The sequence below is a fragment of the Trinickia sp. genome, assembly GCF_057351765.1.
Genome location: NZ_JBMRBK010000047.1, coordinates 15,397 through 28,868 on the forward strand (window position 1 = coordinate 15,397; position 13,472 = coordinate 28,868).

Sequence of the window (13,472 nt, forward strand, 5' to 3'; positions counted from 1 at the left end):
ATGTACAACCTTCCCGATCAGCAGGGCCATTTCGGCCCGTATGGCGGCACGTTCGTGGCCGAGACACTCGTTCACGCGCTCGATGAGCTGCGTGCTGCCTATGAACATTTTCGCCAGGACCCGGCGTTCATCGCCGAGTACGAGCGCGAGCTCAAATATTTCGTCGGCCGTCCTTCTCCGATCTATCACGCTCAGCGCTGGAGCGAGCTGCTCGGCGGTGCGCAGCTCTATTTGAAACGTGAAGATCTGAATCATACCGGCGCCCACAAGATCAACAACGTGATCGGTCAGGCGCTGCTGGCCAAGCGCATGGGCAAGGCACGTGTCATTGCCGAAACCGGCGCCGGCCAACACGGCGTGGCCACAGCGACGATCGCGGCCCGCTTCGGCATGGAGTGCGTCGTCTACATGGGCGCGGAAGACGTACGCCGGCAAGCGGCCAACGTCTATCGGATGAAGCTGCTCGGTGCGACGGTCGTCCCGGTCGAATCGGGCTCGCGCACGCTCAAGGATGCCCTCAACGAGGCGATGCGCGACTGGGTGACCCATGTCGAAAACACGTTCTACATCATCGGCACGGTGGCCGGGCCGCACCCGTACCCGATGATGGTGCGCGATTTCCAGCGCGTGATCGGCGATGAATGCCGCGTGCAGATGCCCGAGCTGACCGGCCGCCAGCCCGATGCCGTGATCGCGTGCGTCGGTGGCGGCTCGAACGCGATGGGCATCTTCTATCCTTACATCGACGATACCGCCGTGAAGCTCATCGGCGTCGAAGCAGCGGGCGATGGGCTCGAAACGGGGCGCCACGCCGCATCGCTGATCGGCGGCAGCCCGGGCGTGCTGCACGGCAACCGCACGTATTTGCTGCAGGACGACGACGGGCAGATCATCGAAACGCATTCGGTCTCGGCGGGGCTCGATTACCCGGGCGTCGGCCCTGAACATGCGTGGCTCAAGGATAGCGGCCGGGCGCAGTATGTCGCGATCACCGACGAAGAGGCGCTCAAGGCGTTTCACGACTGCTGCCGCATCGAAGGGATCATCCCGGCGCTCGAATCGAGCCATGCGCTTGCCTATGCAGCCAAGCTCGCCCCCACGCTGGCGCGTGACAAGTACCTGCTCGTGAACCTGTCCGGTCGCGGCGATAAGGACATGCACACGGTGGCCGAGCGCTCGGGCATCCGCTTTTAGAGCGCGCCGCGATGCGTGAGGTGATCGACGACTTCGAGGAGCCGCAGCCCGGCGCGGGCGGCACGCCCATGCCGACGCCGGGCCGGGCGGCCGATCGCCCGCTTGCGGCCGCGCAAGCGGCCCATGCGGGCATCGAGCTGCACAACCGCGATTTTCTGGTCGATGCGGCGAATCTGCCCGATGCATCGGTGGACCTCATCGTGGCCGATCCGCCTTACGCGCTCGGCAAGGACTACGGTAACGACTCGGACATGCTGACGGGTGAGGCATTCCTCGCCTGGACGCGCTGCTGGCTGGAGCTCGCCATCCCCAAGCTCAAAGCGACGGGTTCGCTCTACGTTTTTTGCACCTGGCAGTACGCGCCCGAGATTTTCTCGTTTCTCAAGACCAGGCTGACGATGGTCAACGAGATCATCTGGGACCGACGGGTGCCGAGCATGGGCGGCACGACGCGGCGTTTCACTTCGGTGCACGACAATATCGGGTTTTTCGCGGCATCGAAGCAGTATTACTTCGATCTCGATCCCGTCCGGATTCCGTACGACGCCGCAACGAAGAAAGCGCGTTCGCGCAAGCTGTTCGAAGGCAGCAAGTGGCTCGAGGTCGGCTATAACCCGAAGGATGTCTGGTCCGTGTCGCGCTTGCATCGCCAACATGCCGAGCGTGTCGATCACCCCACGCAAAAGCCGCTCGAGATCGTCGAGCGCATGGTGCTCGCAAGCTGTCCGCCGGGCGGACGCGTGTTGGACCCGTTCATGGGCAGCGGCACGACGGCCGTGGCCTGTGCGCGTCACGGACGCGAGTTCGTCGGCTACGAGATCAACGAAACTTATTGCGCAATCGCGCGCGAGCGTGTGGGCGCGGTCAGGCGCGAGCCTTTGGCTGCAACCGCCGCGGTGCCTGAGTCGATGCCCCGATGACCCGCGGTGCCGCTTCGTTCACGCCCACGGCACGACCGGCGCAACCCTTACAAGAGAACTCATCATGTCCCGTATTGAAAAAACATTCGCGGCGCTTGCCGAGCAAGGCCGCAAGGGGTTGATCCCGTTCATGACGGCGGGCGACCCCGATCCCGCCCGGACAGTCGAATTCATGCACGCGCTGGTGGCGGGCGGTGCCGATGTCATCGAGCTCGGCGTGCCGTTTTCGGATCCGATGGCCGATGGCCCCGTGATTCAGCGTTCGTCGGAGCGCGCATTGGCGCGAGGCGTCTCGCTGCGCAATGTGTTGGACGACGTGAAGCGCTTTCGCGAGCGCGACAGCGAGACCCCCGTGGTGCTGATGGGCTATGCGAATCCGATCGAGCACATGGGCACGGCAGCGTTCGCGGCGGCCGCGACGAAAGCCGGTGTCGACGGCGTGCTCGTCGTCGACTATCCGCCCGAGGAGTCGATCGATTTCGCGGCGGCGATGCGCTCGGCCGGCATCGATCCGATCTTCCTGCTTGCGCCGACTTCGACGGACGAACGGATTGCATCCGTCGGCAAGGTGGCGAGCGGTTACGTCTACTACGTCTCGCTCAAAGGCGTGACGGGAGCGGCAAATCTGGACGTTTCCAGCATCGCGAGTAAAATCCCGGCCATCAAGTCGCATGTTCGGCTGCCGGTCGGCGTGGGTTTCGGCATCCGCGATGCCAGTACGGCTCGTGCGGTGGCCGAGGTTTCCGATGCCGTCGTGATCGGCAGCCGTATCGTGCAATTGCTCGAAGAAACACCGCCCGAGGCCGCCGCGAGCGCGCTGACGGCGTTCGTCGCCGAGGTGCGTCGCGCCCTCGACGGACAGTAGCCGCGAAAAATCACAAATGGGGCGGGATCTTTTCCGGTCCACGCGACGCACGAGCGGTGCCCGAAGAATGCCAAGAACGTTAACCGACGCCGGCCTGCCCGAGACGGGGCAGGCCGCGGCCGGGAGACCATTGAAAGGAACGAGTATGAGCTGGCTCGACAAACTGCTGCCACCGAAGATCAAACAGACCGACCCGAAAAGCCGCAAGGGCATTCCGGAAGGGCTCTGGGTGAAATGCCCCTCGTGCGAAGCGGTGTTGTATCGCAACGACGTGGAAGCGAATCTGCATGTTTGCCCGAAGTGCAGCCATCACATGCGTATCGGCGCGCGGGCGCGACTCGATGCACTGCTCGATGCCGAAGGCCGCTATGAAATCGGTCAGGAGATCGTGCCGGTCGACGCGCTCAAATTCAAGGACAGCCGCAAGTACCCGGACCGCATCAAGGATGCGATGGACGACACGGGCGAAACCGACGCGATGGTGGTCATGGGCGGTGCCATTCATACGCTGCCGGTCGTGATCTCCTGCTTCGAGTTCGCGTTCATGGGCGGCTCGATGGGTTCGGTCGTCGGCGAGCGCTTCGTGCGCGGGGCCCAAAATGCGCTCGAGCAGCAGGTGCCGTTCATCTGCGTGACGGCGTCGGGCGGTGCTCGCATGCAGGAAAGCCTGTTGTCGCTGATGCAAATGGCGAAGACGACGGCCATGCTGACGAAGCTGTCCGAGGCCAAGCTGCCGTTCATTTCCGTGCTGACCGATCCGACGATGGGCGGCGTGTCGGCCAGTTTTGCGTTCCTGGGGGATGTGGTCATCGCCGAGCCGAAGGCGCTGATCGGCTTTGCCGGCCCGCGCGTGATCGAGCAGACAGTGCGCGAAAAACTGCCGGAAGGGTTCCAGCGCGCCGAATTCCTGCTGCAAAAAGGTGCGATCGACATGATTGTCGACCGGCGCAAGCTGCGCGAAGAGCTGGCGCGGCTGATCGCTTTGCTCACGCGCCAGCCGGCGGATGCGGTCGCGTGACGACTTACGCCAGTCTCGACGCCTGGCTCGCGCATCTCGAGTCGGCGCACCCCGTCGGCATCGACATGGGGCTCGCCCGGATCGGCAAGGTCAAGGAGGCGCTCGGCCTGAGCTTCGCGTGCCCGGTCATCACGGTCGGCGGCACGAACGGCAAGGGCTCGACCTGCGCGATTCTCGAATCGATTCTGCTGCGCGCCGGCTATAAGGTCGGATGCCATACGTCGCCGCACCTGCTCGAGTTCAACGAGCGCGCGCGCATCAACGGGGAAAACGCGGCCGATGCCGTGCTGCTGCCGCATTTCGAGGCAGTCGAGGCGGCACGCACGAGCCTGCCCGAGCCGGTTTCGCTGACCTACTTCGAATTCACGACACTCGCGATCATGCATTGCTTCGCGGCGAGCGGGCTCGATGCGGTGATTCTCGAAGTCGGGCTCGGCGGGCGGCTCGATGCGGTCAATATCGTGGATGCCGATTGCGCGGTGGTGACGAGCATCGATCTCGATCATGTCGACTATCTCGGCGATACGCGCGAGAAAATCGGCTTCGAGAAGGCCGGGATCTTCCGGGGCGGCAGGCCGGCGATCTGCGCCGATCCGGCGCCTCCGCAGACGCTCGTCAACCACGCGGCCGCCATCGGCGCCGAGCTGTGGCTCTTTGGACGCGATTTCCGCTACGAAGGCCAGGCCGGCAGCGAGCGCCAGCAATGGAGCTATGTTGGACCGACGATGCGACGCTCCGCGCTCGCCTATCCGGCGTTGCGCGGCGCGAACCAGCTGATCAACACATCGGCGGCGCTGGCTGCGCTCGAGGCGCTGCGCGAGCGGCTGCCCGTTTCAGCGCAGGACGTGCGCCTCGGACTGGCCAACGTCGAATTGCCGGGACGCTTTCAGGTGCTGCCCGGACGGCCGGCGATCGTGCTCGACGTCGCCCACAACCCCCACGCGGCTGCCGCGCTTGCGCAAAACCTCGGCGGCATGGGCTTTTTCCGCTACACCTATGCCGTGTTCGGAGCCATGCGCGACAAGGATATCGCCGGTGTCGTCAAGCATCTGAAAGGTGAAGTCGACCACTGGTGCGTGACGGATCTGCCGACACCGCGCGCCGCTTCGGCCGAAGCGCTCGAAGCCGAACTGCGCGGCCTGGGCATCGCCGATGGGCCCGACAGCAGCGTCAAGCGCTTTGCAACGCCGGCGCTGGCGTTCGAAGATGCCGTAAGCCGAGCGACGGACGATGATAGAATCGTGGTTTTCGGCAGTTTCTTCACGGTCGGCGGCGTGATGGCCTACCGCAAGTCGCGGCAACATTGACCGGATTCGGGCGCGGGCCAGGATTTCAGCAATTCATGGGACTTTTTTCGTTCGGCAATAAAGACGACGCGCCGCGTCGGCGTGGCGCCAATGTCCGATCGGCGCGCACCGAAGGCAGCCGCCGTCGCACCGAGCGCGCGGCCGATGCGGACGCGATGCTGCTCGATCCCACACTTCCCGAAAAGCAGCGTGCTCGGCGCCGGCTCGTCGGCGCAATTGCGCTCGTGATCGGGGCCGTCGTGGTTCTGCCGATGGTGCTCGATTCGCACCCGAGGCCTGTAACTGACGATATCGCCATCGATATCCCCAACCGCCCCGCCACGGTGCCCTCGCATGCAAACGACGATACGGCTCGCAAACGCGACGTGACGGCGGACGTGGCACCGGATAGCGCGAGCGGCGCGGCTGCCGCAGCGGCAAGCGCGTCGGCGGCACGCTCTGTAACCCGCACCGAGGAAACCGGCGGCTCGGACAAATCCACTCCATCCGACAAATCGGACAAAGCGGCGCAGCCCGCCGTGAAATCGGCCGGTGCGGCCCGTAGCCAAGGTTCCTCGAAAGCCGCTGGGTCGGCCGCAAAGACCTCGTCCGGCAAAGAGGCCACCGCCGCGGCCGATGCCACGAACGCGACGACGAATGAGCCGAATACCGGTTCGGCAGCGGCAACGGCCGCGCCGGGTGCGCGCTTTGCGGTGCAACTCGGCGTATTTGCCGACGACGCGAACGCGAAGCGGTGGGAAAGCAAGCTCAAGGCGGCCGGCGTGCCGGCCTATATCGAACATCGCAAGCAAGCGGATGGCTCGACACGCTCGATGCTGCGCGCGGGGCCGTTCGCCGATCGGGCGGCGGCGTCCTCGGCCATCGCCAAGGTGCGTGAAGCCGGGCTGACGGCCAATTCGGCGCAGTGACGGCGTGGCGATGCTGACTGCGTTCGATTATGCCGCGCTGGCCGTGATCGGCCTGTCGGCGCTGCGTGGCGCGTGGCGCGGCCTGCTTGCGGAGGTATTTGGGCTGATTGGCTGGGTGGCGGCTTTTTTTGTGGCCAGCCGCTATGTTGGGGTCCTGGTGCCCTATATTCCAGCTAACTGGCCGGGTGGCGCGTTGACGCAGTGGTTATTGGCGTTCGCGGCGGTCATGGTGGGCGTGGTGCTCGTCGCCGGCATCGTGAGCGCGCTGATTTCGCGCCTCGTTGCGGCAAGCGGGTTGGACGGCGTGGACCGTTCGCTCGGCATGATGTTCGGGATCGTGCGCGGGATCCTGCTGGTTCTCGTGCTCGTCGTGCTGGCGGGGTTGACCGATCTGCCGAAACAGGAATTCTGGCGTAACGCTTTGCTGCGGCCCTATGCCGTGGAAGGCGTGCACAAGCTGAAACCGCTGCTTCCCGAGGCGCTTGCTCAGTACGTGCGAATCTGATTTCGTATCTTTGAAGGACCTGCCATGTGCGGCATCGTAGGCGTAGTCTCTCACTCTCCCGTCAACCAGCTGATCTACGACAGTCTGCTGCTTTTGCAGCATCGCGGCCAGGACGCAGCCGGCATCGCGACGGCGAACGGCAGTACATTCCACATGTCGAAAGCCAACGGAATGGTCCGCGACGTGTTCCGCACGCGCAACATGCGCAGCCTGCCGGGCACTTCGGGCATCGGGCAGGTGCGCTATCCGACGGCCGGCTCGGCATCGAGCGAAGAGGAGGCCCAGCCGTTTTACGTGAACGCGCCTTTCGGCATCATCCTCGCGCATAACGGCAATCTCACGAATTGGCAGCAGCTGAAAGACGAGATGTTTCGTATCGATCGGCGCCACGTGAACACGAATTCCGACACCGAAGTCTTGCTGAACGTGCTCGCGCACGAGGTGCAGCTTGCGACATCGGGCCTTCAGCTCGACCCGGCGACGGTTTTCAAGGCCGTTGCCGGCGTGCATCGCCGCGTACGCGGCTCCTACGCCATCGTTTCGTTGATCGCGGGCTACGGCCTGCTTGCCTTCCGGGATCCGTTCGGCATTCGTCCGCTTTGCATCGGCAAGCTCGAAACGGACGAGGGCGTCGAGTGGATGGTGGCCTCGGAATCGGTTGCCGTCGAGGGCATCGGCTTCGAATTCGTGCGCGATGTTGCGCCCGGCGAAGCGATCTTCATCGATCAGGAAGGCCGGCTGCACGCTCAGCAGTGCTCGGACAAACCGAGCCTCAATCCCTGCATCTTCGAATACGTCTATCTCGCGCGGCCCGATTCGGTGCTCGATGGCGTGCCGGTCTATAACGTGCGGCTGCGCATGGGCGATTATCTTGCCGAAAAGATCAAGCGCGAGTTGCCCGATGTGCCGATCGACGTAGTCATGCCAATTCCCGATTCGTCGCGGCCTGCGGCGATGCAGGTGGCCGCGAAGCTCGGCATCGAGTATCGCGAGGGTTTTTTCAAGAACCGTTATGTCGGCCGCACGTTCATCATGCCCGGTCAGGCTGTGCGCAAGAAATCGGTCCGCCAGAAGCTCAACGCCATGGCGATCGAATTCAAGGGCAAGAATGTGCTGATCGTCGACGATTCGATCGTACGCGGCACGACCTCGCATGAAATCGTCCAAATGGCGCGCGATGCGGGCGCGAACAAAGTCATCTTTGCCTCCGCGGCACCGCCGGTGAAGTTTCCGAACGTCTACGGCATCGACATGCCCACGCGCGGCGAGCTCGTCGCGCATGGCCGTACGGATGATGAAGTCGCGAAGATCATCGGCGCGGATCACCTCGTTTATCAGGATGTCGAAGCGTTGAAGCAGGCGGTGCGCGATATCAATCCGTCGCTTGCCCGTTTCGAGGCATCGTGTTTCGATGGCGATTACATCACCGGCGATATCACGACCGAATATCTCGACGTCATCGAACGCGCACGGACGGAGCCGGCATCGCAAGCCGACCGCGACTCGGCCGGGGATGTCAACGACAGCACCGTGACACGGTCCCAGCTGCATTTGCAGTTGTCGGTGGAGTGAGTCGGACCGGGATCATACCCGGGCCGTTCGCCTGAACGATTTCAACGAAGCCCGCTTCGGCCAATGCCGAAGCGGGCTTTTCTCATGTATGGCTCGGCATTTCAAGTCCGGCCGGATCGTAGGCGATTGCGCCGCGAATCTCGCGCCGGTCGCCAGACTCCGCAAATAACGATCCTATTAAAACCGTTGGGATAGATCCACTTCAACCGGATGTATCGTGGTTCCATGCCGTCGAAAATCGGCGCCGGGCCTGGAATCCGCGCAGGCTCGCTCCAGCAAAAGGATTGCTGGCAGACCTTTCCGGAGATCGAGAAAATGGAAGACCAACAAGTGGAATCTAACGGTTCGACGAGCGCAACGATCGAGCACCGGGCCGCTACGTCGAAGGCGCCAGGCGGCAACCCCCTCGGCGATCCGACACCTCGCGTTGATACGATTGTGTACGAAGGGCAGAAAGTGCCGATCAGTATCAACACGAATAACCTGGCCGGCGATAGCTATACCGACGTCCAATTCTGCGTGGCTGTGGATGACGAGAAACATCCATTGCAGAATCCAGATGGTATAAGCCCGACGGGCACTGCGGTCCATCCGGATTCGATGGGTAAGTTGATTCAGCCAGTGGTTGCCGGTCAATCTGACTACGGAATCGACATTGTTATCCAAGGCAAAGGGGGTGAAATTGCGACTTGGAACGTCTATATCACGGGGAGTGGGGCAACCCCCCCGACCCCGCTGAAATATAATCCCGACGTCCAATATGTAACCAAGGATGTGTCTCTCAACCCGCTTTGGGCGTATGAATTCTTGCTGCCGGGAAACAATACGCAGGCGACTAACGATGACGGACTGCACATCAGCGCTTACCAGGTCATGGACGAAACGGGCGCTGCGGTGCAGAAGCCGTTTTCCGCGAGAATCTTCCTGAGCCCGGGTAGCGAGCAAGCTGATCTGACGTGCCTCCACTTCTTCGACGCAAGCAAAACCGAAATTCGCCCCACTGCCGACAAGCAGTCGGTATGGATCGATAGCGACGCGCAGGGCGTACTCGACTTCTACGTTACAGCGAATACGCCGCTCACGAGTTGGAACCTCGTGACGCTGACCATGGACGTCGGAACGGAGGGCATCGTCCTTCCGGGGCTGATCATCGTCGATCTCGCACAAGTTCCGAAGGATGCGCAAGTGGATCCCCCGGCGATCGACGGGGCGAGCGGTCAGGTCAATATCGACCCGTCCGGTCCGCCGATGGGTGTCATCGTGCCAAGTACCACCATTTCGAATGGGCAAATACACGTCGACGATACATTGTTCCTCGGCGTCAATGGAACCATCCTGCCGGAAACGGGAAAGAAAGTCGTGCCCAACGACAAAAATTTGATCCTGAGCAACCAGCCATTTTTTCAAATCGCTCCAAGTTTGTTGAACTATTCGAATACGGGTGGCGATAATAAGATGCTGATTTTGATCGTCAGACCGGAAAATGGAGCGGTCAAATCGACAGAATACACGTTCTCTGCATTTGGGGATGAAGGTGATTCTGGAACTGTCTCGCCATTCCCGGTTGGTGATCAGAAATTTCCTCCGTTGAGCATTGTCGAGTTTAACGCGAGCCATGTCATCAATGCGCAAGATATCAAAAATGGTCTTACCGCAAAAATCAGCTGGGCATCATGGTTGCCGCAATACAAGCCTAGCTTGAATGACACGTTTACGATCTATGGTCTGATCGCAGGATATGATCGCTTTAGTAATTTTACGCCTGTGATCTTTAATGTTACGAGTCTCCCTGTAACGCAGGACAATCTCAACAGTGACTCTATCGAGACGCGGATCGACTCGCCAAGCCTGCGAGGATGGAGCGTTGGTCCTAATGGAGAGAAATCCACCATCATTTTCCAATTCAAGGCGGGCAACGAATACTCGAAAGCAACGCCTCAATACACGATCTATACGCTCCGTGCCGGCGGGGTATGACAAACGTATCGCGGTGCGGCCTGCAATCGAGGTCTTTTGACGTCGGCGGCTGCACTATTGACGGGGCGGATCATGAGAGTTGCGTTCAACGGTCCGGGCGTGGGCCAGAACACCTTGTTGTCGCCGCCGGGTCTGCCGCAGGCCCAAGGCGGGATCCTCGATCTCGGGTCGCCGGACATCACGGCCGAGGGTGCGATAAAGGTGGAGATACCGGCCTACGCGCAGCTCGGATGGGGCGATCGCGTAACGGTCGTATTCAGAGATGAATACGACAGGTCGATCGTCAGACTCGCATATCTGCCGAATCCGGCGCAATTCAAGGACGAAGCGTACGTTGCCGAAGTGCGTGTCCGTCCGTTATCGGCGTTGGCGTCCGGCAGCTATCACGTTGCGTATTCGGTTGCGAGCCGGACAGGAAACATCTCGAACTCGGAGGCGATCCCGGTGACAGTCACCCATTCGTCGTATGCCGGTGGCGGGCCCGTGACCACCGTCGGTACGGCATTTTTTGGCACCTATGTCTGCGGCGTGATCGGGAGCTGGGTTGTGCCCGCGGACTATTCGCTCTCGACGAATAGCGACATAGTCGTGCGTTCGTTGAACGGATTCGCCCCGCCTGGGGCGACCACCACCGACGTTCGGTTGAAGATTCAACGAATTCCTCCCGATGGTGGGACCGAGTCGATTGCCGTCGTGCAATCGAGCGACGGCAATGAATGGACGGTGAGCGCGGTGGGCAACACGAATGTCGACCTTCATAAAGAGGACCTCATTTCCATCGAACTGGATGGGCTGAGTAACGCGCGCTTCTTCGTTGCACTGGCGCTATAGCGGAGCAGGTTTTTCATTTTCGACGAGAGATTCATGCCGCTGACGCTTACAACGGATTGCCTTTCGCAGGAGACCGGCGGGGAATACGCCTTTTACAACTATCAACGCGTGATATTGACGGCAACGCTCGATCACGCGGAAGGCGACATCGTCGACGGTACGCTCGTATATTTTTCGCACGTTGGCGAATACGAGCAGCTGCAGCCGGTCGGCAACAATTGGGTGCCCGTGGACGGTGAGTTCGCTGTCGGTGTGCCGCTACTGAGAGCGCCCGATGCCGGAGAAAAATGGTACGCAAAACTGGTTGTTCGGGTGACAGGCCGGGATCTCGGCAATGGCATGACCTACGCCTATCTCGACAACAGCCGTCGATCCGCCGATCTGCCCTATACGATCAACCCTGTTTCCTGCGTCTGCCCGAGCTACATCGACGGATTCGGGCTGGCTTATCCCGAAGAGAATCAATCGTCCGACTTCTGGCTCGATTATGCCGAGCAGGATCAGTCGCCCGATAACCCGGGCAACAACTATCTCTACTATCGCTTTCAAGTCACCGATCCCGAAAGCCAGGTGGGCCTGCCCAACGTCTTCGTGCGGGTGACCTCGAGCATGTCCACTCCGGAGTTGATCAAGGGCAGGCAGATTCTCTTGTACGACCGCTATAGCGGAGCGCGCGCGCTGAACGGCGATGCGGCTTATGACGACGACTCCGTCTACCTCTATACCGACGATAACGGCGTGGCGGAGCTCTATCTGTGTCCGAAGGGCAAGACCTCGAGTATCGGTGCGTTGACGTACCAGATCGGGACGAACGCAGGCGGATTGGGACCTTATCTGATCGTCGATCCGAATGCTCAGTGGTCGACCCTCGAGTCGCCTCAGACCGACGACCCGGTTCAACTGAGCGGGCCCTCCTACGAGTTGGCGGACATCCCTCAATACGTGGACATCGGTGCGGATCAATGGCTCTTCCTGCTTTGCAACGGCAGGTTTCAAAGCTCGAAAAGGCTCCGGCAAGCAGACATCGGGGGCGACGCCGACATTACGATGCCGTTCCAGAATTCCGTGCTGCGCTCGCAGACGGCCCCGTTCGACGACGCCACGCGAAATTCGATGATCTATGTCGTCTATAGCCTGGTCATACGCGTATCGAGCAGTTGGGACTTCAACGCAACCGGTACGCCTCCGCCCGCATCCTCCAATGAGGAAGGGAATCGAACGCTGAATGCGCCGCAGCTTCGCGAGAGCCTGGACGGTTGGCCCATCAACGCCGCGCTGCTGTCGCGCGAATTGCATATCCGTGTGCCACTCGATCAGGCACAAATCGAAATCGGCGATGAAATTCGTATTCACATCTATTTGAACGCTTACCGGCGCGGTTCGGATGAACCGCTGGGTGTATCCCTCGGCGGCCCGTTCAATTGGTATGTCACGCGGTTCGACATCGAGAACGGGTTCGTCGAGTGGCCGTTCCTGCCGCAGCCGTTCTGGGGCCTGGGCCAGGAGCAGTCTACGGGCGACGTCGGAACGATCCGTGTGAATTACGACGTGGTGCGCGGCACCCACGTGGAAATAAAACGCATCGCCTATTCGTCTCAGGACCTTTTGATCGGCATCGACACCATTTTGCCGAACGGATACACCGCCGAGCTGTTTTGACGAAGCGATCGATTCCGTCATGGGGGAACAGTGAAAATCGAAGCCAACGCTGCACTGCCATCGGTCCGGCTTTTTCAAGCCACGGACGGCGTGCTCGATCTGCAGCGCCTCAATCCGCCCAACCCCGATATCGTCAACGACCCTGGCGACCCGGTGGTGGTCAGCGTTCTCGTGCCGTACGGGCAAGGAGGAGAAGTCGTCGTTTGGTTCGGCGACAAGAGCCAGAATTTTCCGGTTAACGATTCGAAGCGCGCCGTACAGGATATCTGCTTTACCAAGGATCGATTGCCGGCACCAGGGCAGTGCTACGACGTTTACTACGAATTCGGCGGGAAGCGTTCGGAGCCCGTTCAAATCACGCTGATCGATTCGGGCGAGCGGCCTCCCGTCGTGGCGCGTCACACGTGCAGCCTCTTTGGCACCTACGCCAAAGGCGTCGTCGCGGCCTGGGTGATCCCTGCGCCGCGGACATTGACGAGTGCCGATCCGGTCATTCGCTCGCTTCCAGGCGGCAGCCCATCGGAAGGCGCCAGCCTTGCGCTGCTTTTGCAGTCGGAAGCGAGCCAACCCGCCCGGATCGGCGAAATCGTTTATGGGCACGACGAATGGTCGATCACGCTCGATCAAGAGGTCATGCAACTGAACCGTTCGGATGTTTTGGCCTTGCAGGCCAGTGCCGATCGGACCTTTTTGAATTTTTCTCTCGACATGTAGCA

General features: G+C 61.3%; 12 protein-coding genes. All 12 read left to right on the plus strand.

The features are described 5' to 3' along the window. Positions 1 to 1,194 (plus strand): tryptophan synthase subunit beta, encoded by a 1,194-nt coding sequence (gene trpB / locus ACO1XS_RS13130; protein WP_173256639.1) that lies wholly within the window; start codon positions 1 to 3, stop codon positions 1,192 to 1,194. 11 nt (positions 1,195 to 1,205) lie between these two features. Beyond that, complete coding sequence (locus ACO1XS_RS13135) at positions 1,206 to 2,114, plus strand: DNA-methyltransferase (RefSeq protein WP_486390853.1); 909 nt, start codon at positions 1,206 to 1,208, stop codon at positions 2,112 to 2,114. A 64-nt stretch (positions 2,115 to 2,178) separates the two neighbouring features. Next, positions 2,179 to 2,979 carry a tryptophan synthase subunit alpha gene (trpA, locus tag ACO1XS_RS13140; protein WP_331568567.1) on the plus strand — a complete coding sequence of 267 codons (801 nt, stop codon included), beginning with the start codon at positions 2,179 to 2,181 and terminating at the stop codon, positions 2,977 to 2,979. A gap of 145 nt (positions 2,980 to 3,124) precedes the next feature. Beyond that, complete coding sequence (gene accD, locus ACO1XS_RS13145; RefSeq protein WP_486390854.1) at positions 3,125 to 3,997, plus strand: acetyl-CoA carboxylase, carboxyltransferase subunit beta; 873 nt, start codon at positions 3,125 to 3,127, stop codon at positions 3,995 to 3,997. Next, positions 3,994 to 5,304 (plus strand): bifunctional tetrahydrofolate synthase/dihydrofolate synthase, encoded by a 1,311-nt coding sequence (gene folC / locus ACO1XS_RS13150; RefSeq protein WP_486390855.1) that lies wholly within the window; start codon positions 3,994 to 3,996, stop codon positions 5,302 to 5,304. The genes accD and folC overlap by 4 nt, the downstream gene beginning before the upstream one ends. A gap of 35 nt (positions 5,305 to 5,339) precedes the next feature. Then, entirely contained in the window at positions 5,340 to 6,212 is an 873-nt protein-coding gene (locus ACO1XS_RS13155) for an SPOR domain-containing protein (RefSeq protein ID WP_331568561.1), read from the plus strand. A gap of 10 nt (positions 6,213 to 6,222) precedes the next feature. Next, the gene (locus tag ACO1XS_RS13160; protein ID WP_331568559.1) at positions 6,223 to 6,717 is read left to right on the plus strand and encodes a CvpA family protein; all 495 of its coding nucleotides are present in this window, start codon (positions 6,223 to 6,225) and stop codon (positions 6,715 to 6,717) included. Between the two features lie 24 nt (positions 6,718 to 6,741). Further along, positions 6,742 to 8,289: an amidophosphoribosyltransferase gene (gene purF / locus ACO1XS_RS13165; protein ID WP_331568557.1), complete on the plus strand. Its 1,548-nt coding sequence runs from the start codon at positions 6,742 to 6,744 to the stop codon at positions 8,287 to 8,289. A 225-nt stretch (positions 8,290 to 8,514) separates the two neighbouring features. Continuing rightward, on the plus strand, positions 8,515 to 10,266 hold the full coding sequence (locus ACO1XS_RS13170; protein WP_331568555.1) for a hypothetical protein: 1,752 nt from the start codon (positions 8,515 to 8,517) through the stop codon (positions 10,264 to 10,266). A gap of 72 nt (positions 10,267 to 10,338) precedes the next feature. Then, positions 10,339 to 11,097: a hypothetical protein gene (locus ACO1XS_RS13175; RefSeq protein ID WP_331568553.1), complete on the plus strand. Its 759-nt coding sequence runs from the start codon at positions 10,339 to 10,341 to the stop codon at positions 11,095 to 11,097. A 33-nt stretch (positions 11,098 to 11,130) separates the two neighbouring features. After that, on the plus strand, positions 11,131 to 12,756 hold the full coding sequence (locus tag ACO1XS_RS13180; RefSeq protein ID WP_331568551.1) for a hypothetical protein: 1,626 nt from the start codon (positions 11,131 to 11,133) through the stop codon (positions 12,754 to 12,756). 30 nt (positions 12,757 to 12,786) lie between these two features. After that, complete coding sequence (locus tag ACO1XS_RS13185) at positions 12,787 to 13,470, plus strand: hypothetical protein (protein WP_331568549.1); 684 nt, start codon at positions 12,787 to 12,789, stop codon at positions 13,468 to 13,470. Positions 13,471 to 13,472: the final 2 nt, after the last annotated feature.

Bases quoted from the DNA above. Each gene is read 5' to 3' on its own strand.
- ACO1XS_RS13175 (WP_331568553.1), top strand. From the start codon at position 10,339: ATGAGAGTTGCGTTCAACGGTCCGGGCGTGGGCCAGAACACCTTGTTG.
- ACO1XS_RS13170 (WP_331568555.1), top strand. From the start codon at position 8,515: ATGCCGTCGAAAATCGGCGCCGGGCCTGGAATCCGCGCAGGCTCGCTC.
- ACO1XS_RS13155 (WP_331568561.1), top strand. From the start codon at position 5,340: ATGGGACTTTTTTCGTTCGGCAATAAAGACGACGCGCCGCGTCGGCGT.
- trpA (WP_331568567.1), top strand. From the start codon at position 2,179: ATGTCCCGTATTGAAAAAACATTCGCGGCGCTTGCCGAGCAAGGCCGC.
- ACO1XS_RS13160 (WP_331568559.1), top strand. From the start codon at position 6,223: ATGCTGACTGCGTTCGATTATGCCGCGCTGGCCGTGATCGGCCTGTCG.
- purF (WP_331568557.1), top strand. From the start codon at position 6,742: ATGTGCGGCATCGTAGGCGTAGTCTCTCACTCTCCCGTCAACCAGCTG.
- trpB (WP_173256639.1), top strand. From the start codon at position 1: ATGTACAACCTTCCCGATCAGCAGGGCCATTTCGGCCCGTATGGCGGC.
- accD (WP_486390854.1), top strand. From the start codon at position 3,125: ATGAGCTGGCTCGACAAACTGCTGCCACCGAAGATCAAACAGACCGAC.
- ACO1XS_RS13135 (WP_486390853.1), top strand. From the start codon at position 1,206: ATGCGTGAGGTGATCGACGACTTCGAGGAGCCGCAGCCCGGCGCGGGC.
- ACO1XS_RS13180 (WP_331568551.1), top strand. From the start codon at position 11,131: ATGCCGCTGACGCTTACAACGGATTGCCTTTCGCAGGAGACCGGCGGG.